This is a genomic window from Streptomyces sp. NPDC052036, from assembly GCF_040680495.1.
Classification (GTDB): domain Bacteria; phylum Actinomycetota; class Actinomycetes; order Streptomycetales; family Streptomycetaceae; genus Streptomyces.
Genome location: NZ_JBFAWW010000012.1, coordinates 31057 through 52019, shown reverse-complemented (window position 1 = coordinate 52019; position 20963 = coordinate 31057). Strand labels below are relative to the sequence as shown.

The window sequence follows — 20963 nt, the reverse complement described above, 5'->3', positions numbered from 1 at the left end:
TTCACGTCAGAACAGGTACAGACCCAAGTCCCTGCGGAAGAAGGTGTGTTGTTCCTTCGGGAACTGAACGCACACCCCCTTGACGCGGCCCCGGCGTCGTCATTTACTCACGCCTCGCACGCCTCCCATCCCCCACCCCAGAAGGGCGGCGCTCCATGAGACGACCTCTGCGCGCGGCGCGCGTGCTCCTCGCCGGGCTGCTGACCTGTGCCGGACTCACCGCGGCGGGCACCCTGCCCGCCCACGCGGCCGGCGAGCAGGTCACGGCCTGGCTGACCACGACCGACGACAGCGGCGGACGGCATGTGGTCCGCGGACTCCAGGCACAGACGCCGTTCGCGTTCCAGTCGGGCACCGGCGGCGACGGCGAGAACATCACCGTCGACGAGAACACCCGCTACCAGACCTTCACCGGCGGCGGCGCGTCGTTCACGGACACCGCGGCCTGGCTGATGAACAGCAGCGGGGCGCTGTCGCAGACGACGCGGGACGCGACCATGCGGAAGCTGTTCTCGCCGACCGACGGGATCGGGCTGTCGTTCCTGCGCAACCCGATGGGCGCCTCGGACCTGGCCCGCTACGGCTACACGTACGACGACGTGCCGGCCGGGCAGACGGACCCCGGTCTGGCGAAGTTCTCCATCGCGCACGACCTGGCCGACGTGGTGCCGCTGACCCGGCAGGCGCTCCAGCTCAACCCCTCGCTGACCGTGATGGCCACCCCGTGGACGGCACCCGCCTGGATGAAGGACAGCGGGCAGCTCAACGGGGGCTGGCTGAAATCGGAGGACTACGGGGCCTACGCGTCGTACTTCGTGAAGTACCTCCAGGCCTACAAGGACCAGGGCGTCCCCGTCTCCTATGTGACCGCCCAGAACGAGCCGACGTGCTGTTCCGGCTATCCGTCGATGAGCTGGAACGCGTCCGGGCTCGCCTACTTCACCAAGACCGAACTGCTGCCGAAGCTTCAGGCGGCGGGTCTGTCGACCAAGGTGCTGGCGCACGACTGGAACTGGGACACCTACGACAACTACGCCGCCCAGACGGTGGACGACGCGGCGGTCCGTTCGCACCCCAACTTCGGCGGGATCGCCTGGCACGGGTACGGCGGCGACGTGACCAAGCAGACCAGCGTCCACAACCAGTACCCGCAGCTGGACGCGTTCGGCACGGAGCACTCGGGCGGCACCTGGATCGCGAACCAGCAGCGCGAGGACATGCTCAACATCGTCGACTACACCCGGAACTGGGCGAAGTCGGTGACGAAGTGGTCGCTCGCGGTCGACCAGAACATGGGCCCGCACAACGGCGGCTGCGGCACCTGCACCGGCCTGATCACGGTCCACAACGGGGACGGGGCGAGCGGGACGGTCGACTACACGATCGAGTACTACACGATGGGCCATCTGACGAAGTTCGTACGGCCGGGCGCGCAGCGCATCGCGTCGACGGCCAGCTCGGCGGTGCCGAACGTGGCCTGGCGGAACCCGGACGGCTCCAAGGCCCTGATCGCGTACAACGACGCGTCGTCGGCGAAGACCGTGACCATCGACTGGGGCGGCCAGCACGCGACCTACTCGCTGCCCGGCAAGACGTCGGCGACGTTCACCTGGTCGGGGACGCAGTCGGGCGGCGGTGACCGGTCGGGGGCGTTCCTGGGCCTCGCGGGCAAGTGCCTGGACGTGGCGGGGGCGTCGAACGCCAACGGCACCGCGGTGCAGCTCTACGACTGCAACGGGTCGAGCGCCCAGCAGTGGACGGTGAAGAGCGACGGCTCCCTTCAGGCGCTCGGCAAGTGCCTGGATGTGTCGGGTGGTTCGACCGCGGACGGAGCCAAGGTCCAGTTGTACGACTGCAACGGGACCGGTGCACAACAGTGGTCGTACAACGCTTCGACAGGTGATGTGGTCAACCCTGCGGCGAACAAGTGCCTCGACGTGACGGACAACTCGTCGGCGAACGGGGCACGGGCGCAGATCTGGTCGTGCACGGGTGCGGCGAACCAGAAGTGGCGACTTCAGTAGCCGAGAGGTGACGGCGGGCGCCGCCCTCTCGACGGGAGGGGGCGGCGCCCATGCGTCGGACGGTCCTGGCGGTGGCCGGCACGGTCGGGGCGACGGCCCTGCTGGGCGGCTGCGCGGCGGTCGATCTGCCGCTGGTGGCCGTGGGGCCGGGCGCGGACGGCGCGCCGAACGCACTGATCCGGCCGTGCGGCGACGACGCGTACCGGGGCCCGGCCCTCGACGGCCGGGCCGGCTCCGACGCCGGGGGCCTGGTCACCACCGGCTGGGACACACGGGGCGAGCACACCGGAGACGCCGCGTTCCCGCTGTTCACACCCCCGGCCCGCTGGCACGCCCGCCACCGGGGAGCCCGGCGGCTGCTGCCGCACCACACCTACACGCTGTCCTTCGGCCACTACGTCACCGGCGACTCCTACAACGGCGTCCTCACCTTCTCGGCGGAGGACTTCGCCGCGTTGCGCCCCGGCCAGGTCCGGGCCGACGGCCGTGCCATGAGCCGCGGCGACTTCGAGAAGCTCGCCGCGGAATCCTGCTGAGGCCCGCCGCCCCGGGGCGTTACTCCGCGGGCTCCACCCCGGCCCGCAGCAGGCCGTAGGTGTACGCGTCCTCCAGCGCCTGCCAGGACGCCGCGATCACGTTCTCCGCCACGCCGACCGTGGACCACTCGCCCAGGCCGTCGGAGGTGGAGATGAGCACGCGGGTCGTGGACTGCGTGCCGTGCTTGCCCTCCAGGATGCGGACCTTGTAGTCGACCAGCTCGAACGCGGCGAGCTGGGGGTAGATCTTCTCCAGGGCGACCCGCAGCGCCCGGTCCAGGGCGTTGACCGGGCCGTTGCCCTCCGCGGTCGCGACGATGCGCTCGCTCTTCGCCCAGAGCTTCACCGTCGCCTCGTTGGCGTGGGTGCCGTCGGGGCGGTCCTCGACGATGGCCCGCCAGGACTCGGTGCGGAAGTAGCGCAACGGCTTCCCCGCCACCTCCTCGCGCAGCAGGAGTTCGAAGCTCGCGTCCGCGGCCTCGTAGGTGTATCCCTTGAGCTCGCGCTCCTTGACCCGGTCCACGACCCGGCCGACCAGCTCCCGGTCGCCGCCCAGGTCGACGCCCAGCTCCTTGCCCTTGAGCTCCACCGAGGCCCGGCCCGCCATGTCGGAGACCAGCATCCGCATGGTGTTGCCGACCAGCTCGGGGTCGATGTGCTGGTACAGGTCCGGGTCCACCTTGATCGCGGACGCGTGCAGACCCGCCTTGTGCGCGAAGGCCGAGACACCCACGTACGGCTGATGCGTGGAAGGCGTCAGATTGACGACCTCGGCGATCGCGTGGGAGATGCGTGTCGTCTCGCGGAGCCTGCCCTCGGGCAGCACCTTCTTGCCGTACTTCAGTTCCAGGGCCGCCACGACCGGGAAGAGGTTGGCGTTGCCCACCCGCTCGCCGTAGCCGTTCGCCGTGCACTGCACATGTGTGGCGCCCGCGTCCACCGCCGCGAGGGTGTTCGCCACGGCGCACCCCGTGTCGTCCTGCGCATGGATGCCGAGCCGGGCGCCCGTGTCCGCGAGGACCGTGGCGACCACCGCATGGACCTGCGCGGGCAGCATGCCGCCGTTGGTGTCGCAGAGGATGACGACGTCCGCGCCCGCCTCCCGCGCCGCGCCGACCACCGCCTTGGCGTACTGCGGGTTCGCCCGGTAGCCGTCGAAGAAGTGCTCGCAGTCGACGAAGACCCTGCGGCCCTCGGCCCGCAGATGCGAGACGGTGTCGCGGATCATCTCCAGGTTCTCGTCGAGCGTGGTGCGCAGGGCCAGCTCGACATGGCGGTCATGGGACTTCGCGACCAGGGTGATCACCGGCGCGCCCGACTCCAGCAACGCCCTGACCTGCGGGTCCTCCGACGCCTTGCCGCCCGCCCGGCGGGTGGCGCCGAACGCGACGAGCTGGGCGTGCCGGAAGTCGATCTCCTGCTGGGCGCGGGCGAAGAACTCGGTGTCCCGCGGGTTCGCGCCGGGCCAGCCGCCCTCGATGAAGCCCACGCCGAAGTCGTCCAGGTGCCGTGCGATGGCCAGCTTGTCCGCGACGGTGAGGTTGATGCCCTCGCGCTGCGCGCCGTCGCGCAGCGTGGTGTCGAAGACGTGGAACGAATCGTCGAGTTCGCTGGTTGCCGTCATGGTCTCAAGGCTCCTGTATGGGATCTCGGTCTACCGGAATGACCGGCTCCACCGTCCTTCCATGGTCCCTCGCGCCTCCGCTCCCGGCTGATGGTGGGCCAGGAAAACGAAAAACCTCTCGCGGGTGCGAGAGGTCTGCGCGCGGGTCGAGGACGACGATGGCCGCCCGTACCTGGTCGTACGAGGCGGTCACTGCGGACCGGCGCGCCTGCTGCCAATCATCATGGCGAACGTAAGCACGGGGGCAGTCTGGCACATTCCGCCCCCGGCGCTCACCGCTGTCTCAGGATGCGGTCGTCAGCGTGGACGGCTCGGTGGCGTCCATCCGAGCCAGGTCCAGATCCCGGGTCTCCCGCATGGTGACGTAGACCACCAGCGACACGGCCGCACAACCCGCTACGTACCAGAAGAAACCGGACTCGATACCCGCGTTCTTGAACCACAGGGCGACATATTCCGCCGTGCCGCCGAACAGCGCGTTGGCCAGGGCGTACGGAAGGGCGACGCCGAGGGCGCGGATCCCCGTCGGGAACAGCTCCGCCTTCACGCACGCGTTGATCGACGTGTATCCGGTGACCACGACCAGGGCCAGGAGCGACAGCCCGAGAGCCGGCCAGAAGCTCCCCGCGTGCTTCAGCAGCGTCATGATCGGCACGGTCAGGAACGTGGAGCCGACCGCGAAGGTGATCAGCAGCGGACGGCGGCCGATCCGGTCCGAGAGCCGGCCGGCCAGCGGCTGGAGACAGGCGAAGACGATCAGCGCGGTGAAGGAGACCAGGGTCGCGGTCTGCTTGGACAGGCCCGCCGAGTTCGACAGGTACTTGGTGAGATACGTGGTGTACGTGTAGTACGCGACCGTGCCGCCCATCGTCAGGGCGATCACCAGGAAGGCCTCGCGCTTGTGCCGCCACAGCGCGCGCAGCGTGCCGCGCTCCTCGCCGCCGGTCTCGTCGGCCTCGTAGACCTCCGTCTCCAGCATGGCGCGCCGCAGATAGAAGATCACTGCCGCGCCGAGGGCGCCCACCACGAACGGGATGCGCCAGCCGTAGCTGTGCAGCGCGTCGTCGGACATCGTGCGCTGCAGGACGATCTGGAGACCGAGGCCCACGATCTGGCCGACGGTCATCGACACGTACTGGAAACTGGAGGCGAAGCCGCGTCTCTTCGGGTCGGACGCCTCGGTGAGATAGGTCGCGCTGGCCGCGTACTCGCCGCCCACCGAGAGGCCCTGCAACAGACGGGCGACCAGCAGGACGAACGCGCCGCCGTACCCGGCGACGGCGTAGGTCGGCGCGATCGCGATGAGGATCGCGGACGCGGACATCAGCGTGACCGTGAGGGTCAGTGCGGCCTTGCGGCCCTTGCGGTCACCGACCCGGCCGAGCAGCCAGCCGCCGACCGGGCGCATGAAGAAGCCGACCGCGAAGATGCCCGCGGTGTTCATGAGCTGGGCCGTGGGGTTCCCGTCGGGGAAGAAGGCCCCCGCGAAGTAGGTGGCGAAGCTCGCGTAGACGAACCAGTCGTACCACTCCACCATGTTGCCGGCCGAGCCGACCCAGATTCTCTTCCAGTGCTCTCGTCCCATGGACCGTAACGTGCCGGGCGTTCGCGAGTGCGACAAGAGCGCCTCGCTTTTCGTTCATTGCGTTCATGGCGCGGGGCGGGGTCACCTCGCCGGCGGACGAAGAGGTCGGCCGCGTCGTCGGTGTCCCCGGCGACCAGGTCGGCGACGCCGACGCCTTCGGCGGATCCGCTCGACAGGGGAGGTGCCCGCCCCGGGCCAATGCGCCCGACGACGTACGACCAGCGCGGCTGATCAGCCGTCCGTGAGCGCGAGCGAGTGGTCCAGGAACTCCCGTACATGGCGAAGAACCTGCTCCCGGCCGGTGCCGCGCAGGCCGATCGCGACATGGATGGAGAAGCCGTCCAGAAGGGCGCGCAGCCGGGCGGCGAAGCGGTCCGGGTCGACCGGCCGGAACTCGCCCCTCGACACCCCCTCGGCGAGCAGCGCCACCAGGTCGCGGTGCCAGGCGCCCTCGATGGCGGCCTGCCGGTCGCGGGCGTCGTCGTCGGCGTTCTGCGAGCGGTTCCAGACCTCCAGCCACAGGGTCCAGTGCGGGTCGCGGTGGCCGTCGGGGACGTACAGGTCGACATACGCGTCGAGCCGTTCCCGGGCCGGGGCCCGCCGGCTGAGCAGCCGCGCGCGCTCGGCGCCGAGTCTGCCCTCGCTCCACTCCAGGGCCTGCAGAAGCAGCTCGTCCTTGGAGCGGAAGTAGTAGAGCAGATGGCCGCTGCTCATCCCGACCTCGCGGCCGAGCGCCGCCATGGTGAGCTGCTCCAGACCGCGCTCGGCGATCATGCCCATGGCAGCGGCGAGGACGTCCTCACGGGGCGGGGCGGCCTGACGGCTGCGGGTCATCCGGCCGCCTCCACGTCCCGCACCGCGTCCACGCGGACGGCGTCCGGGACGAGCCGGGTCTCATGTCCGCCCGAGCAGTCGGAGGCCTCGACGGCGACCCCGGCCGCGCAGGAACACACGCGGTCGACCCCGTGATCGGGGCTCGCACCGCAGCAGCCGCCGCGGCGGGAGACGTCGGGGTGGAGTTCGAGGCCGACGACGCCCAGCGGGTGCAGGACGTACGTGCCGCGCGGGCCGTCGGAGACCAGGAACCCTCGCTCGTCGGCCATCCACCTCCCGGGCATCCCGTCGAGCCGCCGAACCGGCTCGGTCAGCCGTCTTCCGCAGGTGGCACAGAACATCACCTTCACCCGTACGTTCTACCCGAGGACCCTCGGCTGCTGCTGAGTGATGCAGTGGATGCCGCCCCCGCCCGCGAAGATCGTCCGGGCGTCCACGAGCGTCACCGTCCGCTCCGGGAACAGCCGGCGGAAGAGATCGGCGGCCGTCTCGTCGCGGGGGTCGTCGAAGGCACACAGCACGACGCCGCCGTTGCACAGGTAGTGGTTGATGTACGAGTAGTCGGCCCAGTGGCCGTCGGTCTCCAGGACGGTCGGCGCCAGCACCTCGACGACCTCCAGAGCGCGGCCTTGGGCGTCGGTGGCGGACCTCAGGATCCCGATGACCTCCTGGGTGACCTCGTGGTCGGGGTGCGCGGGGTCCGGCTGGTGGTGGGCGAGGACCACGCCCGGGCGGGCGAAGGACGCGACGATGTCGACATGGCCGAGGGTGCCGAAGCCGTGCGGGGGGTAGTCGGCGGTCAGGCCGCGCGGCAGCCAGATCGCCTTGCGGGTGCCGAGGTGGGCGTGGATCTCCGCCTCGACCTGCTCCCTCGTCCAGTGCGGGTTGCGTTCAGGGCCGAGCTGTACGGTCTCCGTGAGCAGGACGGTCCCCTCGCCGTCGACGTGGATCGCGCCGCCCTCGTTGACCAGCTTCGAGACGTACGGCCGCGCGCCCGCGAGGTCCGCGACATACCCGGCGATCTTCGCGTCGTGCTCCCAGCGGGCCCAGCTCTGGGCGCCCCAGCCGTTGAACGTCCAGTCCACGGCGGCCAGTTCACGCCCGTCGGTCAGGAAAGTGGGGCCGATGTCGCGCATCCACGCATCGTCGAGATCGCGCTCGACGAGGTCGATGCCGTCGCCCAGCAGGGCGCGCGCATCGGCCGAACGGCCGGGGCCGCAGACCACGGTGACCGGTTCGAAGCGGCGGACGGCGCGGGCGACCGAGGCCCAGGCCGCGCGGGCGGCGGCGAGGTCACCGGGGTCGCCGAAGGTCGGATTGGGGCCCGGCCAGGCCATCCAGGTGCGCTCGTGCGGCGCCCACTCGGCGGGCATGCTGAAGCCGTCGGCGGCGGGGGTGCTCATGGCGGGAGTCCTCACGGGTTCACAGGAAGTACAGGCGGTTGAGGGACACCGAGTCGGCGGGTTCGGAGCGGACCGGCGCGCCGTCGAGGGTGACCAGCCCGGTGCGCTGGTCGACGTCGACGGCTCCCGTACGGGAGTTGAGGCGCAGATCGGCGGGGCCGATGCCACGGGTGCCGCGGACCGCGACCCTTCTGCGCCGGGTGGGCATCCGGTCGGAGCCCTGGTCCAGGGCCGCTTGGGCGACGAAGGCGACGGAGAGGTCGGCGGCGGTCGCGCCGTGCGCGCCGAACTGCGGGCCGAGCACGAGGGGTTCGCAGGTGTCGGTGGCCGCATTGGGGTCGCCGACCACGCCGTACGCCGGGAAGCCGGCCTTGAGCACGAGCTGCGGCTTGGCGCCGAAGTACTCCGGCCGCCACAGCACGATGTCGGCCAGCTTGCCGACCTCCAGGGAGCCCACCTCGTGGGCGAGGCCGTGGGCGATGGCCGGGTTGACGGTCAGCTTGGCGATGTAGCGCAGGACGCGGGCGTTGTCGTCGTCCGGGCCGTCGCCCTCCAGGGGCCCCAGCTCCGCCTTCATCTTGCCGGCCATGGCGAAGGTGCGGCGCACGGTCTCCCCCGCGCGCCCCATGCCCTGCGCGTCCGAGGAGGTGATGCCGATGGCGCCCAGATCGTGCAGCACGTCCTCGGCGCCCATGGTTCCGGCGCGGATGCGGTCGCGGGCCATCGCGGCGTCGCCGGGCAGGTCCGTCTTCAGGTCGTGGACCGAGACGATCATGCCGTAGTGCTCGGCGACGGCGTCCCGGCCGAAGGGCAGCGTCGGGTTGGTGGAGGAGCCGATGACGTTCGGCACGCCCGCCATCTTCAGGACGTTCGGCACATGGCCGCCGCCGCAGCCCTCGATGTGGAAGGCGTGGATGGTGCGGCCGTCGAGGACCCGCAGCGTGTCCTCGACGGACAGGCACTCGTTCAGGCCGTCGCTGTGCAGGGCGACCTGGACGTCGTGCTCCTCGGCGACGCGCAGGGCGGTGTCGAGGGCGCGCGTGTGGGCGCCCATGTCCTCGTGCACCTTGAAGCCGGAGGCGCCGCCCTCGGCCAGCGCCTCGGTCAGGGGCGCGGGGTCGGACGACGAACCGCGGCCCAGGAAGCCGATGTTGACGGGCCAGGCGTCGAACGCGTTGAACGCGTGCCGCAGCGCCCACGGCGAGTTGACGCCGACGCCCCACACCGGGCCGAACTCCTGCCCGATGATCGTGGTCACGCCGGAGGCCAGCGAGGCCTCCATGATGCGCGGCGACAGCAGATGGACATGGGTGTCGACGGCCCCGGCGGTGGCGATCAGCCCCTCACCGGAGACGATCGACGTACCCGTGCCGACCACGACGTCGACGCCGTCGAGGGTGTCGGGGTTGCCGGCGCGCCCGATCGCGCAGATGCGCCCCTCGCGGATACCGATGGACACCTTGCGGATGCCGAGGGCCGCGTCGATCACGACCACGTTGCTGATGACGACGTCGCAGGTCTCGCGCACGGCCGCCGCCTTGAGGTGCAGGCCGTCGCGGGCGGTCTTGCCGAAGCCGGCGAGGAACTCGTCGCCGTACTTCTGCGCGTCGGACTCGACGCGGATCACCAGGCCCGAGTCACCGAGGCGGACGCGGTCGCCCGCGCGGGGGCCGTGGGCGGCGGCGTACTCGTACGGATTCATCGTGCGTCTCCTTCACGCCCGGTCCCCGAAGCTCCCAGATATCCGCAGGCGGCGGCCCGGCGCAGGGCCTCCTCCTTCGCCCCCGGCACGTCCAGCGGCCCGTCGACGAGTCCCGCGAAGCCGATCGCGATCCGTTCGCCGCCGATCGGTACGAGTCCGACCTCGACGCGCTCGCCGGGCCCGAACCGCACCGACGACCCGGCGGGCACGGCGAGCCGCATGCCGTAGGACTTCTCGCGGTCGAAGTCGAGCCGGGGGTTGGCCTCGAAGAAGTGGAAGTGGGAGGTGACGGAGACGGGCACGGTCGCGGTGTTGGTGACCGCGAGCCGGACGACCGCTTCCGGATCGGTGTGCTCCGGGCCCGGCAGCAGGGCGCCCGGGGCCTCGCCGCCCAGCCCGCCCCCGATCGGGTCGGAGACCACGGCGAGCCGTGACCCGTCCTCGAAGACGGCCTCGACATGCACCTCGGTGACGACGTCCGCGACGCCCGGCAGCACATCGTCCGGGCCGAGCACGGACCGGGCCGCCTCGATGGCCTCGGCGAGGCGCCTGCCGTCGCGGGCGGCCTCGCAGACGGTGTCCGCGATCAGCGCGGTGGCCTCCGGCACGTTCAGCCTCAGTCCCCGGGCCCGGCGGGCGCGGGCCAGTTCGGCGGCCCCGAAGAGCAGCAGCCGGTCGCGTTCCGTGGGGGTGAGTCTCATGCGGCGGCACCTCCTTGCATCCGAACTTTAGAGCAGCACTCTAAACGCCAGATTGCAGGAAGGGAACCATGTGCCAGGGACATCGGTCATGTCACATTGAGTAAAGCTCTAACCTCCCGGCGGTCATACGAAAGGGCCGCCTCGGACGCGGGGTCCGGGGCGGCCCTGTTCGGTGCCTGGGATCAGCCGAGGGGGTGCATCCAGCCGTGGGTGTCCTCGCGGGTGCCGCGCTGGAGGTCCAGCAGGGCCTCGCGGAGCTTCACGGTCACCTCGCCCGGCTCGCCGCCCGACTGCTTCCACTCGGCGCCCGTGCGCTTGACCGTGCCGACCGGGGTGATGACCGCCGCGGTGCCGCAGGCGAAGACCTCGGTCAGCGTGCCGTTCTCGGAGTCGGCCTGCCACTCGTCGACGGAGACGCGGCGCTCCTCCGCCTCGTAGCCGAGGTCGCGGGCGACGGTCAGAAGGGAGTCACGGGTGACGCCTTCCAGGATCGAGCCGGTCAGCGTCGGGGTGACGATCTTGTTGCCGTACACGAAGTACAGGTTCATGCCGCCCAGCTCCTCGACCCAGGTGTGCTCCACGGCGTCGAGGTAGCAGACCTGGTCGCAGCCCTTGGCGGCCGCCTCGGCCTGGGCGAGCAGGGAGGCCGCGTAGTTGCCGCCGGTCTTGGCGTCGCCCATGCCGCCGGGGACGGCACGGACCCGGTCCTCCGAGACCCAGATGGAGACCGGCTTGACGCCGCCCGCGAAGTAGGCGCCGGCCGGGGAGGCGATGACGATGAACAGGTACTCGTTGGCGGGCTTGACGCCCAGACCGACCTCGGTGGCGATCATGAACGGGCGCAGATACAGGGACTCCTCGCCGCCGTGCGCCGGCACCCACGCCTTGTCCTGCTGGACGAGCACGTCACAGGCCTCGATGAAGGTCTCGACCGGCAGCTCGGGCATGGCCAGGCGCCGGGCCGAGCGCTGGAAGCGCTGGGCGTTCATCTCGGGGCGGAAGGTGGCCACCGAGCCGTCGGGCCGGCGGTACGCCTTGAGGCCCTCGAAGATCTCCTGCGCGTAGTGCAGAACGTTGGTGGCGGGGTCGAGGGAGATCGGGGCGTACGGGACCAGCTGGCCGTCGTGCCAGCCGCGGCCCTCGGTCCACCGGATGGTCACCATGTGATCGGTGAAGTGGCGGCCGAACCCGGGGTTGGTCAGGATGGCCTTCCGCTCCGCGTCGGAGAGCGGGCTGGCGGAGGGCTTCAACTCGATCGTGGGCGTCGTCATGTGTGGTTGTCCTTCACCGGTTGTGTTGACGGGCCGCGCTCACGCCCGCGCCTCCAGCGGCAGGTGTGAGGACGTCCGAGCATTCCCTCATACCGCGGCTCCTCGTTCGATTATCGCAAGCGAGGACCCGAAGGGAGTCCCCCCTGCCGGAGCGGAGCCGAAAGCCATGGACGGAACGGGGTGAACGCGGCCCAGGAAGTGGCCCAGGAGTGGGTCGATGGTGACACCCGGCGACGGCATGGCAAAGCCGCCGGGCGCGTCGCGACCCGGCGGCCTTTCTCAGGATGTGAGCGGCGGGCGGGTCAGCCGGCTACTCGTACGGCGAGCGCGTCGCCGATCTCGTCGGTGGTGCGGGCGGGCCCGCCCACGCGCTCGGCGAGGTCGGCGGAGACGGCGTCCTCGATACGGGCGGCCTCGGTCTCGTGGCCGAGGTGGCGCAGCAGGAGGGCGACCGACAGGACGGTGGCCGACGGGTCGGCCTTGCCCTGGCCCGCGATGTCGGGCGCCGAGCCGTGCACGGGCTCGAACATCGACGGGAACGCGCCGGACGGGTTGATGTTGCCGGAGGCGGCGACCCCGATGCCGCCGGAGATGGCGGCGGCAAGGTCGGTGATGATGTCGCCGAAGAGGTTGTCGGTGACGATCACGTCGAAGCGCTCGGGCTGGGTGACCAGGTAGATCGTCGCCGCGTCGACGTGCATGTACTCGGTGGTGACCTCGGGGAACTCCTCGCCCACCTTGTTGAAGATGTCCGTCCACAGATGACCGGCGTGCACGAGCACGTTGTTCTTGTGGACGAGGGCCAGCTTCTTGCGGGGGCGGGCCTGTGCGCGGGCGTACGCGTCGCGCACGACACGCTCGATGCCGAACGCGGTGTTCAGGGAGACCTCGGTGGCGACCGCGTGCGGGGTCCCGGTGCGGATGGTGCCGCCGTTACCCGTGTACGGGCCCTCGGTGCCCTCGCGGACCACGACGAAGTCGATCTCGGGCTGGCCCGCGAGCGGGGTCTCGACGCCCGGGAGCAGCTTGGAGGGCCGCAGGTTGACGTGGTGGTCGAAGGCGAAGCGGAGCTTGAGCAGGAAGCCGCGCTCCAGGACGCCGGACGGGACCGACGGGTCGCCGATCGCGCCGAGCAGGATCGCGTCGTGCCGCTTGAGCTGCTCCAGGTCGGCGTCGGTGAGGGTCTCACCGGTGGCGTGGTAGCGCCGGGCGCCGAAGTCGTACTCCTTGGTCTCCAGCTTCACATCCTCCGGGAGGACGGCGGAGAGGACCTTCAGCCCCTGGGCCACGACCTCCTGGCCGATGCCGTCACCGGGAATCACTGCGAGATTGATGCTGCGAGACATGACGGCACCGTACTCCTTGTCCCATGGGATGACACGGGTTGTCCGGGATACGGACATGGCGTGCCGCCGTGTCCTCCCCGGTCCACCCGTACGGCTCGGTTCGGGGTGCGGCGCGGTGCGTGCGACCGCGCCGCACCCCACGGGCGCGGCTCCCGGCTCGGAACGTGCCGCTCTACGGCGGCTCAGTGGCCCGTCGCGCCGCCGTTGTCCCGGCGGTCGAGGGCGCGCTGGAGCGCGGCGGCGGCGTTCTTGCGGTCGGACTCACTCGTACGGGAAACGTGACGGACTCGGCGGCGGGCGGTCGTCTCGGCCATGGGAAATCGACTCCTTCGAGATCCGGGAGTGCGGAAAGGGGATACGAGACGCCGGAGGGCGGGGAGCGGTGCCGCAGGGGTGACCTGCATCGGGCCCGGCTCACGACCGCCATTCGCTGGATCGAGCGAGACGTTCGGCTCCTACAAAACTAAGCGAGGACCGGGCGTCTGTCTCCACGATTACTCGGACTTCCTACTATCTGAGACGGTGGACCGGACCGCCCGGCCGTGACCTGCTCTCATGGCGCCCCGGGCCGTCAGAGCACGTCGCCGTCCCGCCAGTCGAAGACCAGCTTGTGCTTGGGGTCGAGCGGGCCCGCGGCCGCCGGACGCACAAAGGTGCAGTCCTCCTCGCCACGCAGTCGGACCTCGCCGTGGGGGCCGAGGGCGCACAGTCGGCCGGACCACAACTGCCAGCCCCGGGCGCGGTACAGCGCGATGCCCTGGTCGCTAGCCGAGAGCGCCCCGAAGTCGTAGGCGCCCTCGACGATCCGCTCGATCTCGGCCATGACCCGCCCGCCGAACCCCTGGCGCCTGACGTCCGGACGCACCCCCACGCCCTCGACGTACCCGACGCGCAGCCAGTGCTTGCGGTAGCGGGCGCGCCGCATGACGACGGACCCATGGGCGGCGAGCCCTCGGTCGTCGCTCACCAGGACGTGCAGCCCGCCGAGCCCGTGCTCCCACTCCTCGTCGTCGTAGTCGCCGCCGAACGCTTCGTCCAACAGGGCGCGGGCGGCGCGGAGTTCGGCGGGATCGAGGTAGGCGGTGTGAACGGTGCGCAGACTGATGGCCACCGGCCCAGTATGGCCTTCCCCGGGGTTCTCGTACGTGACCGATCCACACGTGTCTGACTGCTAATCCGATGTATTACGCCGCCCCCCGCCTTGACATGGCACATATAGCGACAGCACTCTCACAGTCATCGGATGACTGCGACAGGGAGAGGTTCCCTATGACCGCCCGACCACGGCTCCGCACCATCGCCCTGGCCCTCTGCTCCGCACTGCTCGCCACCACCGCGTCGGCGCTCCCGGCCCGGGCGGGCACCTCGCCAGCGGTCACGACCTGGGAGGTGAGAGGCCCGGGCGACGCCCCGACCGCCGCCGTCACGCTCGACCCCGCCGACGGCCGCCCCACGCTCGCCGTACGACGCGACGGCCGCACGGTCCTGGAGCCGTCACCGGTCGGCCTGGTCACCGAACGGTCCGATCTGTCCGAGGGGCTCAGCCTGATCGGCCGGAGCGAGCGGCCGGTACGGGAGCAGTACGCGAGCACCACGGGCAAGTCCCGGGTGCGTGTCGTGCGGATGACCGAGGCCCGCTTCCGCTTCCGTACGGCGACGGGCGCCCGCCTCGACCTGGTCACCCGCGTCGCCCCGGACGGCGTCGCCTACCGCTATGTGCTGCCGCGGAACCAGGGCGACGTCCTGCGCGAGACCTCCGCCTTCACGCTCCCGGCGGGCGCGAGCGCCCTCCTGGGCGCCTATCGCTCCGACAACGAGCTGCCCTTCCGGCGCTACGAGTCCGCCGCGGCGGCACCGGCGGGCACGTACATGATGCAGTCCCTCTTCCACACGGACGGCGGCTGGGCGCTGATCGCCGAGTCCGATGTCACCGGCACCTACGCGGGCGCCCATCTGACGCACACGGCGGGCTCGGCGACCTACGGGGTGAGCCTCGCCGACGACGCCCCGGTGCACACCGCCGGAGCCCTGACCACCCCCTGGCGGGCGGTCGTCACCGGCGACCTGGCGACCGTCACCGAGTCGACCCTCGTGGACGACCTCGCCCCAGCCTCCCGGGTCCGCGACACCTCCTGGATCAGGCCCGGCCCGGCACTGTGGACCTGGCTGGCCGGGGGCAAGCAGGCCGGGCAGAGTCTCACGGCACAGGAGAAGTACGTGGACTACGCGGCCGAACGGGGCTGGCCGTACGAAGTCGTGGACGCCGGCTGGTACTTCGAGCCCGACGCCTGGGACGTCGTCGACCCCGACTGGCAGACGGACAGCTGGATGCCCGAACTGGTGCGGTACGCCGCGGCGAAGGGCGTCGGCATCCATGTGTGGCTGCACTACACGCTGCTCACCGACCCGGCCGAGCGGGAGAAGTGGCTCGGCACACTGGAGCGGTGGGGCGTCAAGGGAGTGAAGATCGACTTCATGAACTCGGAGTCGCAGGAGCGGATGCGCTGGTACGACGACGTCCTGCGGTCGACGGCTCGCCACCACCTGATGGTGAACTTCCACGGCTCGACGATCCCGAAGGGCATCCAGCGCACCTGGCCGCAGGTCATGTCGATGGAGGGCGTCGGCGGTGAGGAGAAGCGCACCAACACCGCCGAGCAGCTGGCGTCCCTGCCGTTCACCCGGAACGTCATCGGCTCCATGGACTTCACCCCCGGCGCCTTCCAGCGCGCCGAGCGGCCGGACGCCGGCTCCGACGCGGGCGAGCTGGGGCTCACGGTGCTGTACGAGTCGGGCATCCAGAACCTGTCCGGAACCCCGGAGTCCTACGACGCCCGGCCCGAGGCCCGCCGCTTCCTGGAGCAGCTTCCGGCGCACTGGGAGGAGACCCGGCTGCTGACCGGGGACCCGGGCCGCTCGGCCGCGCTCGCGCGGCGCTCCCCCGACCACCGCTGGTTCATCGGCGGCACCTTCGCGGGCGCGGCTCGGACGGCGGACGTGCCGATGCGGCTGGGCGCGGGCCGCTGGCTGGTGGAGACCCTGACGGACGGTCCGGCGGGCCTGGTGCGCACGGCGCACACGGTGCGCGGCGGGGACACGCTCCAGGTGCCCGTCCGCGCGGACGGCGGCTTCGCGGCGCTGGCCTGCCGCTGGTACGAGGGCCGTACGACCTGCGAGTACCGCGCATGACAACCGCCCCCCGCCCCGGGTGTCCAGGACCCGGGGCGGGGGGCGGTGCTCAGGGGGGTCTCAGCCCATGTGCGGGTAGGTGTAGTCGGTCGGCGCCACCAGCGCCTCCTTGATGGCACGGGTCAGGGTCCAGCGCAGCAGGTTCTGCGGGGCGCCCGCCTTGTCGTTGGTGCCGGAGGAGCGGCCGCCGCCGAAGGGCTGCTGGCCGACCACGGCGCCGGTCGACTTGTCGTTGATGTAGAAGTTGCCGGCCGCGTAGCGCAGCCGCTCGGAGGTGTAAGCCGCCGCGGCGCGGTCGTTGGCGACGACCGAGCCCGTGAGGGCATAGTCGGAGACCGACTCCATCTGAGTCAGCATCTCGTCGTACTTCTCGTCGTCGTAGACGTGCACCGCGAGGATCGGGCCGAAGTACTCGGTCGTGAAGACCTCGTTCTCCGGGTCGCTGCACTCGATGACGGTCGGGCGGACGAAGTAGCCGACCGAGTCGTCGTAGGAGCCGCCCGCGACGATCGTGCAGGTCGGGTCCTCCTGGGCGCGGTCGATGGCGGCCTTGTTCTTCGCGAAGGCACGCTCGTCGATCACGGCGCCGATGAAGTTCGACAGGTCGGTGACGTCACCCATGGCCAGGTGGTCGACCTCGGCCGTGAACTCCTCCTTGAAGCCGGAGTTCCAGATGGAGGCCGGGACGTACGCACGCGAGGTCGCCGAGCACTTCTGGCCCTGGTACTCGAAGGCACCGCGGGTGAGCGCCGTCTTGAGGACCGCGCGGTCGGCGCTCGGGTGCGCGACCACGAAGTCCTTGCCGCCGGTCTCGCCGACCAGACGCGGGTAGGAGCGGTACTTCTCGATGTTGCTGCCGACCGTCTTCCACAGGTACTGGAAGGTCTTGGTCGAACCCGTGAAGTGGATGCCGGCGAGGTCGCGGTGGGCCAGGGCGACCTCGGAGACCTGGATGCCGTCACCGGTGACGAGGTTGATGACGCCCTTGGGCAGACCCGCCTCCTCCAGCAGCTGCATCAGCAGCACGGCGGCGTGCGTCTGGGTCGGGGACGGCTTCCAGACCACCACGTTGCCCATGAGGGCGGGGGCGGTGGGCAGGTTGGCCGCGATCGCCGAGAAGTTGAACGGGGTGATCGCGTAGACGAAGCCCTCCAGCGGGCGGTGGTCGAGGCGGTTCCAGACACCCGGGGAGTTGGCCGGGGGCTGCTCGGCCAGGATCTGGCGGGCGTAGTGGACATTGAAGCGCCAGAAGTCGACCAGCTCGCAGGGGCTGTCGATCTCCGCCTGCTGGGCGGTCTTCGACTGTCCGAGCATGGTGGAGGCCGCGATGGTCTCGCGCCAGGGGCCGGCCAGCAGCTCGGCGGCGCGCAGGATGATCGCGGCGCGGTCGTCGAAGGACAGCGCGCGCCAGGCGGGGGCGGCGGCGAGGGCCGCGTCGATGGCGTCCTGCGCGTCCTGCTGGGTGGCGTTGTGCAGGGTGCCGAGGACCGCCTGGTGGTTGTGCGGCTGCACGACCTGGAACGGCTCGCCGCCGCCCATGCGCTTCTCGCCGCCGATGGTGCACGGCAGGTCGATCGGGTTGTCGGCCAGCTCCTTGAGCTTGGCCTCCAGCCGGGCGCGCTCGGGCGAACCGGGGGCGTAGCCGTGCACCGGCTCGTTGACGGGGGTGGGGACCTGGGTCACAGCGTCCATGGGTTCCGTAACTCCTTTTGCGAGCGGGTGGATGTCAGCTCTTGGTGAGGACCGAGCGGGCGAAGAAGCGGAGGTTCGCCGGCTTCTCGGCCAGCCGGCGCATGAAGTAGCCGTACCAGTCGGTGCCGTAGGCCGTGTAGACGCGCATACGGTGGCCCTCGGCGGCCAGCCGCACATGCTCCTCGCTGCGGATGCCGTACAGCATCTGGAACTCGTACTCGTCGAGCTTGCGCCCGGCGCGCCGGGCGATGTCCTGCGCGATGGCGATGATCCTCGGGTCGTGCGAGCCGATCATCGGGTATCCCTCGCCCTCCATGAGGGTCTTCAGGATGCGGACGTACGCCTTGTCGATCTCGTGCTTGTTCTGGTACGCGACCGACGCGGGCTCCTTGTACGCCCCCTTCACGATACGCACCCGGCTGCCGCTCGCGGCGAGCCGGCGGGCGTCGGCCTCGGTGCGGAAGAGATAGGCCTGGATCACGCAGCCGGTGCCCGGGAAGTCCTTCCGCAGCTCCTCGTGGATGGCGAACATCGAGTCGAGGGTGGTGTGGTCCTCGGCGTCCAGAGTGACCGTGGTGCCGATCGCGGCGGCGGCCTCGACGACCGGGCGCACATTGGCGAGGGCCAGCTCGTGGCCGCCCTGGAATCGAGGGGCGGGCCCGGAGGGCCCATCGTTCAGGGCGGTGGTGGGCGACGGGAGGGCCTGGCCGAACATGGAGAGCTTGACGGACATCTCGGCCTTCGGGCCGAGCCCCAGCTCCTTGAGGTGGGCGATCAGCGCCAGATACGCGTCCCGTGCGGCCGTGGCCTGCTCGGGGGTCGTGATGTCCTCGCCGACGACGTCCATGGTGACCTCCAGACCCTTGCCGGCGAGGTCCTCGATGATCGGGACGATCTCGTCGACGGTCTCGCCGGGAATGAAGCGGTCGACGACCGGCTTCGTCACCGGTGCGGCCGAGATCAGCCGGCGCATCCGGTCGCTGCGCGACGCGGCGAGAATCACGGGACCCAGCACAGGGCACCTCCACAAGGGAAACAGGAGGCCGAATCCCGACCATTCGGGTACGGCACGGAGAACCACCGTGAAACCTATGGATTGCTCAGATCGTCGGCCATCGACAGCTGTCACGCATCCGTGCCCTGGATCTCAGACATCTGTATGAGAGGGGTGGGAGAATGCGGGAGAATGCCCGTGTGGCGGACGTTTTCAAGCCAGGCCGGGGCGACTACCAGGAACTCGTCGACGAGATCTCGGCGCTGCTCGGCGCCCCCGCGACCCTGGAGAACCGGGACTTCGAACTGATCGCCTTCGCCGCCTACGACAGCGGCGACGACGAGTTCGACGAGGCGACCCTCGACCCGGTCCGCACCCGCTCCATCCTCACGCGCCGCTCCACGGCGGCGGTGCGCACCTGGTTCGAGGGCTTCGGAATCGCCCGCGCCACCGGCCCCGTCCGCATTCCGCCGACTCCCGAGGCGGGGGTCTACCGGGGACGTGTCTGTCTGCCGGTACGCCATCGGGGTGTCGTCCTCGGCTATGTGTGGCTGCTCGCGGACGAGCCGGGCCCGTCCGAGGCGCAGCTGTCCGCCGCGATGGAGGTCGCCGCCCGCATCGGCGCACTGCTCGCCGACGAGGCACAGGCGGGCGCGGACCTGACCCGCGAGCTGCGCGCGGCGCTGACCGCCGAGCGCGGCTGGCACCAGGAGGCGGCGGTGGCCGAACTGCGGACGGCGCTGGGCGCGCGGGGCGAGGGCCTGCTCACGGTGGTCTGTGTCGCCCCCTGGCCCTCGGCCGATCCGGACGACGCCCCCTCGGTGCGTACGATCCCGGCCGCGACCGCACTGTGCACGGTGCCGTGGGGCACGAGCGGCCAGAGCCTGGCCCTGCTGGTGCGACTGCGCTCGGCGGACGTTCCGGCGCCGGCGCTCACGGCGGCCACGCGGCTGCTGCGGGAGGCGGAGGGGAGCCGGGGCGGCGGCCGGACGGCGGCCGGGGTGGCCGGCGCCCGCCATGGCCTCGCCGAGCTGGGCATCGCCTGGCTGGAGGCGTCGGCGGCGGCCCGTGCGGCCCTGGCGGAGCCCCGGTTCGGGCCGGTCGCGCAGTGGTCGGCGATCGGGCCGTACCGCCTGCTGACAGGCCTCCCGCCCGAGGCGGCCCACGACCCTGCCGTACGCGTCCTGCTCTCCCCCGCCCACCGTGAACTGGCCCGCACGGCGGAGGTGTTCCTGGACTGCGCGGGCCAGGCCGGGCGCACGGCGGCGGAACTGGGCATCCACCGCCAGACCCTCTACTACCGCCTCTCCCGCGTCGAACAGCTCACCGGCCTGGACCTGGACGACGGCGAGGACCGGCTGCTGCTCCATATGGCGCTGAAGGGGGCGCGGCTTTAGGACGTCTGACTGCCGGCCGCCTTCAGCACACGGCGGAGCCCTTCGGTGAGCTGGTCCGCGCCGGTGGCCGAGCCCGGGTCGAACACCCACTGCACCATGAGGCCCTGCAGGAGGGTCTGGTAGAGGCGGCCCTCGGTGTCGACGGTCTCCTGGTCCAGGTCCGCCTCCGGGACGTCGGTGAACAGCGGAATCAGCCCGGAACGGCCCTGCTCCTGCGCCTCGATCAGCAGCTTGCGCACCTCCGGCAGCCGGTCCCCCTGGAGGATCAGCTCGAAGCTCAGCAGCCAGACCGCCCGCGACTGTGGCAGCGACCGGATGACGCCGGACCACACCTCCTGGAAGCGCTCCAGCGTGCCCGGCGGCGCCTGGGCCGTCCCGCCCGCCCCCCGGCCCGGCTCGAAGCGGTCGCCCATCTCCTCGATGAGGGAGACGTACGCCTGCACCAGCAGCGCGTCCTTGGATCCGTAGTGATAGCCGATCGACGCCAGGTTGGTCCCCGACTCCTTGACGATGTCGCGCGCGGTCGTGCGCAGGAAGCCCTTGTCCAGCAGGCAGCGCTTCGCGCCTTCGAGCAGATCCTCACGGTGTCCCATGCGGTCCACCCTAGCGCCGATCCATACAACCGTCCTAGACGTGCGACTTACACGAGCGTTCTAGACAACTGA

The 20963-nt window shown here is 70.9% G+C and carries 18 protein-coding genes; 4 read left to right on the top strand and 14 right to left on the bottom strand.

Features of this window, described 5'->3' with window-relative positions:
- Nucleotides 1–155 precede the first annotated feature (155 nt).
- Together AB0L95_RS18525 and AB0L95_RS18520 are read left to right on the top strand one after the other, a co-directional pair.
- Nucleotides 156–2024, top strand: a complete 1869-nt coding sequence (locus AB0L95_RS18525; protein WP_365162750.1) for a ricin-type beta-trefoil lectin domain protein — start codon at nucleotides 156–158, stop codon at nucleotides 2022–2024.
- A 50-nt stretch (nucleotides 2025–2074) separates the two neighbouring features.
- On the top strand, nucleotides 2075–2560 hold the full coding sequence (locus AB0L95_RS18520) for a hypothetical protein (RefSeq protein ID WP_365162749.1): 486 nt from the start codon (nucleotides 2075–2077) through the stop codon (nucleotides 2558–2560).
- Between the two features lie 19 nt (nucleotides 2561–2579).
- Here the strand turns inward: AB0L95_RS18520 and cimA are convergent, their stop codons facing one another.
- The 11 genes from cimA to AB0L95_RS18465 all read right to left on the bottom strand — a co-directional run bounded on the left by cimA (nucleotide 2580) and on the right by AB0L95_RS18465 (nucleotide 14137).
- The gene (cimA, locus tag AB0L95_RS18515) at nucleotides 2580–4184 is read right to left on the bottom strand and encodes a citramalate synthase (protein ID WP_365162748.1); all 1605 of its coding nucleotides are present in this window, start codon (nucleotides 4182–4184) and stop codon (nucleotides 2580–2582) included.
- Nucleotides 4185–4467: 283 nt separating this feature from the next.
- Nucleotides 4468–5769: an MFS transporter gene (locus tag AB0L95_RS18510; RefSeq protein WP_365162747.1), complete on the bottom strand. Its 1302-nt coding sequence runs from the start codon at nucleotides 5767–5769 to the stop codon at nucleotides 4468–4470.
- A gap of 231 nt (nucleotides 5770–6000) precedes the next feature.
- Nucleotides 6001–6603 carry a TetR/AcrR family transcriptional regulator gene (locus AB0L95_RS18505; protein WP_365162746.1) on the bottom strand — a complete coding sequence of 201 codons (603 nt, stop codon included), beginning with the start codon at nucleotides 6601–6603 and terminating at the stop codon, nucleotides 6001–6003.
- Nucleotides 6600–6872, bottom strand: a complete 273-nt coding sequence (locus AB0L95_RS18500) for a hypothetical protein (protein WP_365162745.1) — start codon at nucleotides 6870–6872, stop codon at nucleotides 6600–6602. Before AB0L95_RS18500 ends, AB0L95_RS18505 begins: the two co-directional genes overlap by 4 nt.
- A gap of 90 nt (nucleotides 6873–6962) precedes the next feature.
- The gene (locus AB0L95_RS18495; protein ID WP_365162744.1) at nucleotides 6963–8006 is read right to left on the bottom strand and encodes an agmatine deiminase family protein; all 1044 of its coding nucleotides are present in this window, start codon (nucleotides 8004–8006) and stop codon (nucleotides 6963–6965) included.
- 19 nt (nucleotides 8007–8025) lie between these two features.
- A complete protein-coding gene (locus tag AB0L95_RS18490) occupies nucleotides 8026–9708 on the bottom strand; it encodes an urease subunit alpha (protein ID WP_365162743.1) in 1683 nt (560 codons plus the stop codon).
- Entirely contained in the window at nucleotides 9705–10409 is a 705-nt protein-coding gene (gene ureA / locus AB0L95_RS18485; protein WP_365162742.1) for an urease subunit gamma, read from the bottom strand. Before ureA ends, AB0L95_RS18490 begins: the two co-directional genes overlap by 4 nt.
- Before the next feature lie 182 nt (nucleotides 10410–10591).
- Nucleotides 10592–11680 carry a branched-chain amino acid aminotransferase gene (locus AB0L95_RS18480; RefSeq protein WP_365162741.1) on the bottom strand — a complete coding sequence of 363 codons (1089 nt, stop codon included), beginning with the start codon at nucleotides 11678–11680 and terminating at the stop codon, nucleotides 10592–10594.
- 302 nt (nucleotides 11681–11982) lie between these two features.
- Nucleotides 11983–13026 (bottom strand): 3-isopropylmalate dehydrogenase, encoded by a 1044-nt coding sequence (locus AB0L95_RS18475; protein WP_365162740.1) that lies wholly within the window; start codon nucleotides 13024–13026, stop codon nucleotides 11983–11985.
- A gap of 182 nt (nucleotides 13027–13208) precedes the next feature.
- Nucleotides 13209–13340, bottom strand: a complete 132-nt coding sequence (locus AB0L95_RS18470; protein WP_103838047.1) for a hypothetical protein — start codon at nucleotides 13338–13340, stop codon at nucleotides 13209–13211.
- A gap of 257 nt (nucleotides 13341–13597) precedes the next feature.
- Nucleotides 13598–14137: a GNAT family N-acetyltransferase gene (locus tag AB0L95_RS18465; protein WP_365162739.1), complete on the bottom strand. Its 540-nt coding sequence runs from the start codon at nucleotides 14135–14137 to the stop codon at nucleotides 13598–13600.
- A gap of 158 nt (nucleotides 14138–14295) precedes the next feature.
- Between AB0L95_RS18465 and AB0L95_RS18460 the strand changes: the two genes are divergently transcribed.
- Complete coding sequence (locus tag AB0L95_RS18460) at nucleotides 14296–16215, top strand: glycoside hydrolase family 97 catalytic domain-containing protein (RefSeq protein WP_365162738.1); 1920 nt, start codon at nucleotides 14296–14298, stop codon at nucleotides 16213–16215.
- 60 nt (nucleotides 16216–16275) lie between these two features.
- Here AB0L95_RS18460 and pruA read toward each other — a convergent pair whose 3' ends face one another.
- Nucleotides 16276–17907 (bottom strand): L-glutamate gamma-semialdehyde dehydrogenase, encoded by a 1632-nt coding sequence (pruA, locus tag AB0L95_RS18455; RefSeq protein ID WP_365162737.1) that lies wholly within the window; start codon nucleotides 17905–17907, stop codon nucleotides 16276–16278.
- A 34-nt stretch (nucleotides 17908–17941) separates the two neighbouring features.
- Nucleotides 17942–18922 (bottom strand): proline dehydrogenase family protein, encoded by a 981-nt coding sequence (locus AB0L95_RS18450; protein WP_365162736.1) that lies wholly within the window; start codon nucleotides 18920–18922, stop codon nucleotides 17942–17944.
- Nucleotides 18923–19083: 161 nt separating this feature from the next.
- On the opposite strand from AB0L95_RS18450, the gene AB0L95_RS18445 reads away from it, so the two are divergent.
- Nucleotides 19084–20298: a helix-turn-helix domain-containing protein gene (locus tag AB0L95_RS18445; protein WP_365162735.1), complete on the top strand. Its 1215-nt coding sequence runs from the start codon at nucleotides 19084–19086 to the stop codon at nucleotides 20296–20298.
- On the opposite strand, the gene AB0L95_RS18440 is transcribed toward AB0L95_RS18445, so the two are convergent.
- On the bottom strand, nucleotides 20295–20891 hold the full coding sequence (locus AB0L95_RS18440; protein WP_365162734.1) for a TetR/AcrR family transcriptional regulator: 597 nt from the start codon (nucleotides 20889–20891) through the stop codon (nucleotides 20295–20297). The two genes, AB0L95_RS18445 and AB0L95_RS18440, sit on opposite strands and share 4 nt — an antisense overlap.
- Between the last annotated feature and the right edge of the window lie 72 nt (nucleotides 20892–20963).

Bases quoted from the DNA above. Each gene is read 5' to 3' on its own strand.
- AB0L95_RS18495 (WP_365162744.1), bottom strand. From the start codon at position 8,006: ATGAGCACCCCCGCCGCCGACGGCTTCAGCATGCCCGCCGAGTGGGCG.
- AB0L95_RS18475 (WP_365162740.1), bottom strand. From the start codon at position 13,026: ATGTCTCGCAGCATCAATCTCGCAGTGATTCCCGGTGACGGCATCGGC.
- AB0L95_RS18505 (WP_365162746.1), bottom strand. From the start codon at position 6,603: ATGACCCGCAGCCGTCAGGCCGCCCCGCCCCGTGAGGACGTCCTCGCC.
- AB0L95_RS18520 (WP_365162749.1), top strand. From the start codon at position 2,075: ATGCGTCGGACGGTCCTGGCGGTGGCCGGCACGGTCGGGGCGACGGCC.
- AB0L95_RS18525 (WP_365162750.1), top strand. From the start codon at position 156: ATGAGACGACCTCTGCGCGCGGCGCGCGTGCTCCTCGCCGGGCTGCTG.
- pruA (WP_365162737.1), bottom strand. From the start codon at position 17,907: ATGGACGCTGTGACCCAGGTCCCCACCCCCGTCAACGAGCCGGTGCAC.
- AB0L95_RS18510 (WP_365162747.1), bottom strand. From the start codon at position 5,769: ATGGGACGAGAGCACTGGAAGAGAATCTGGGTCGGCTCGGCCGGCAAC.
- AB0L95_RS18500 (WP_365162745.1), bottom strand. From the start codon at position 6,872: ATGGCCGACGAGCGAGGGTTCCTGGTCTCCGACGGCCCGCGCGGCACG.
- cimA (WP_365162748.1), bottom strand. From the start codon at position 4,184: ATGACGGCAACCAGCGAACTCGACGATTCGTTCCACGTCTTCGACACC.
- AB0L95_RS18445 (WP_365162735.1), top strand. From the start codon at position 19,084: ATGCGGGAGAATGCCCGTGTGGCGGACGTTTTCAAGCCAGGCCGGGGC.
- AB0L95_RS18460 (WP_365162738.1), top strand. From the start codon at position 14,296: ATGACCGCCCGACCACGGCTCCGCACCATCGCCCTGGCCCTCTGCTCC.
- AB0L95_RS18440 (WP_365162734.1), bottom strand. From the start codon at position 20,891: ATGGGACACCGTGAGGATCTGCTCGAAGGCGCGAAGCGCTGCCTGCTG.
- AB0L95_RS18490 (WP_365162743.1), bottom strand. From the start codon at position 9,708: ATGAATCCGTACGAGTACGCCGCCGCCCACGGCCCCCGCGCGGGCGAC.
- AB0L95_RS18480 (WP_365162741.1), bottom strand. From the start codon at position 11,680: ATGACGACGCCCACGATCGAGTTGAAGCCCTCCGCCAGCCCGCTCTCC.
- ureA (WP_365162742.1), bottom strand. From the start codon at position 10,409: ATGAGACTCACCCCCACGGAACGCGACCGGCTGCTGCTCTTCGGGGCC.
- AB0L95_RS18470 (WP_103838047.1), bottom strand. From the start codon at position 13,340: ATGGCCGAGACGACCGCCCGCCGCCGAGTCCGTCACGTTTCCCGTACG.